At 73.1% G+C, this 2400-nt stretch carries 1 protein-coding gene and 1 pseudogene; one reads left to right on the top strand and one right to left on the bottom strand.

Annotation, left to right across the window (positions count from 1 at the left end; all coding sequences use genetic code 11):
* Positions 1 to 905: 905 nt before the first annotated feature.
* Positions 906 to 1701: pseudogene (locus JNW89_RS34845) on the bottom strand (DedA family protein).
* Positions 1702 to 1780: 79 nt separating this feature from the next.
* On the opposite strand from JNW89_RS34845, the gene JNW89_RS34840 reads away from it, so the two are divergent.
* Positions 1781 to 2400: carbon-nitrogen hydrolase family protein (locus JNW89_RS34840; protein ID WP_238452264.1), on the top strand; the 620-nt coding region annotated here is incomplete at its 3' end.

Raw genomic sequence — 2400 nt, 5'->3', positions numbered from 1 at the left:
ATCAGCTTGCCCTTGCCGGGCTTGTCGGCCTGCACCAGCAGCCACCGCCTTGGCGTCCACCGCCGGGGCGGCGTGAGCCTCGGTGACCGGGCCGGCGAAGACGCCACCGGCGAAGGCCAGACCAGCAATACCCAGAACACTCTTACGCAGAATGGTCGTGTTCATCAGAGTGGCTCCATTCGGGGGTTGGCGCCCAGGCTCGATGGGGGTCGAGCGGGCGCAAGCACCACGACGGCGCTCAAAAGATCAGGGGAAAGTCTTCACCCGGCAGGCTTCGCGAGCGGGGGGCTCGCGGCGCCGGGTCCATGTGTAACGACCGGCGGCCCACCATCATTCCGGGGGCCCGCATCCCGGGCGACCCATGTGATCGGGCCAGGCCAGCGGGGTGCTGCTGCGATCGTCCAGGTGATGTAACGACCCGGGGCCCGTCATCGTTCCGGGCCAGGCACCCCGGGCGACCCAAGCGTTCGGGCCAGGCCAGCGGGGTGCTGCTGCGATCGTCCAGGTGGTGTAACGACACCGGCCCGGCCACCATTCCACCGCCAGGGTGGCCCCAGTCACCGGACGCCCCGCCACTCGTCGGCGCAGAACAGGACATCAGACGGCACCCAGGCGGCCCCGGAATCGGACAGTCGGTGCATGAGCACCTGGCCGGCCAGCCAGTTCGCGCCGCCTCACTGAATCGGACAATCCGCGCAACAGGCCCTCTGGGGTGTTGCCGGCCGCCTGTCGCCCCTCCCGGCCTTCGCCGGGCTCCGCAATGAGGGCCGCTGTCGTCGGCTGCGCGGTTTGCGGCGTGTCGCGGTGACGGGGACGCGGGGACACCGCGACACGCCGCAAACCGCGCGTCACCCCACGGGCCGACCTGGGACGGACCTTGGGGACAGCAGGCAGGACAACCGGGGTCAGGTGTCGTGGCGCCAGGAGGAGGCGCGGTAGACGGTGCCCCGGTGGACCGCTCACCTCGCCGACCTGCACCGGCGCGGCCGGCGGCGCCGGGTCGAACGGGTCCGGGGACGACACGGCGGAGGCGCGGGCCTGGCGGGCGCGGCGTACGCGGGTGACGACGAACCAGGCCGCGGCGGCCACGCAGGCGGCGATGACCAGCTTCTGGAACGAACCGACGTACGACTCGACCACGTGCCAGTTCTCGCCCAGCAGGTAGCCGGCCATCACGAAGGTGGTGTTCCAGATCAGACTGCCCAGCGTCGTGTACAGCAGGAAGGTGCGGACCGGCATCCGTTCCACGCCGGCCGGCACGGAGATGAGGCTGCGGAAGATGGGGATCATCCGCCCGAAGAACACCGCCTTGACGCCGTGCTTGAGGAACCACGCCTCGGTCCGGTCGACGTCGCTCAGCTTGACCAGCGGCAGCCGGGCCGCGATGGCGCGCATCCGGTCGCGGCCCAGGGCGGCGCCGATCAGGTACAGCACCCACGCGCCGACCACCGAGCCGAGCGTGGTCCACAGGATCGCCCCGACGAGGCTCATCTTCCCCTGCGCGGCGGCGAAGCCGGCCAGCGGAAGGATGACCTCGCTCGGGATCGGCGGGAAGAGGTTCTCCAGCGCCACGGCCAGCCCGGCGCCCGGGCCGCCGAGCCGCTCCACCAGTCCGGTGACGTAGCCGACCGGACCTTCCGCGGACGGTTCGGAGGTGGACACGACCGCGCGGGGGTGGAGCGCCAGGGAGCCAGAGATCATGGACCAAAGTTACGAGCCGGCGCGCGCATCGACCACGTCCGGTGCCCGCGCCGAGCCGATCCAGCAAGGGAGCCCACCCGTGCGTACGCCGCTCACCCTCGCGGTGGCCCAGCCCCACTGCGTCCCGTACGACGTCGCCGCCAACGTGGCGGCGCACGCCGCGCTGGTCCGCGCCGCCGACGCCCGCGTGGTGCTCTTCCCCGAGCTCTCCCTGACCGGGTACGAGTTGGACGCTCCCCCGCTCGACCCGGCCGACTCCCGGCTGGCGCCGCTGGTCGCGGCGTGCCGGGCGACGGGCGCGCTGGCGTTGGTCGGGGCACCGGTCGCCGACGACGCCGGTGCGGCGTACATCGGTGTGCTGGCCGTGGACGGGGGCGGCGCGCGGGTGGCGTACCGGAAGATGTTCCTGGGTGGAGCGGAGGCCGCGCGGTTCGTCGCGGGCCGGGAGCCGGCGGTGGTCGAGGTGGACGGCTGGCGGCTGGGCCTGGCCGTCTGCAAGGACACCGGGGTGGTGGAGCACGCGGCGCGGACCGTGGCGCTCGGTGTCGACGCGTACCTGTCCGGGGTGCTGGAGGCGCCTGCGGACGCGGCGGTGCCGGACATCCGGGCCCGGCGGGTCGCCGCCGAGCACGGCGTGTGGGTGGCCACCGCCAGCTTCGCCGGGCCGTCCGGCAGCCACTACCCGCGCACGGCCGGCGG

The organism is Micromonospora sp. 4G55 (genome assembly GCF_016803375.1).
Note: the sequence above shows the minus strand (reverse complement) of the source record. Positions and strands in the feature narration are given on the sequence as shown.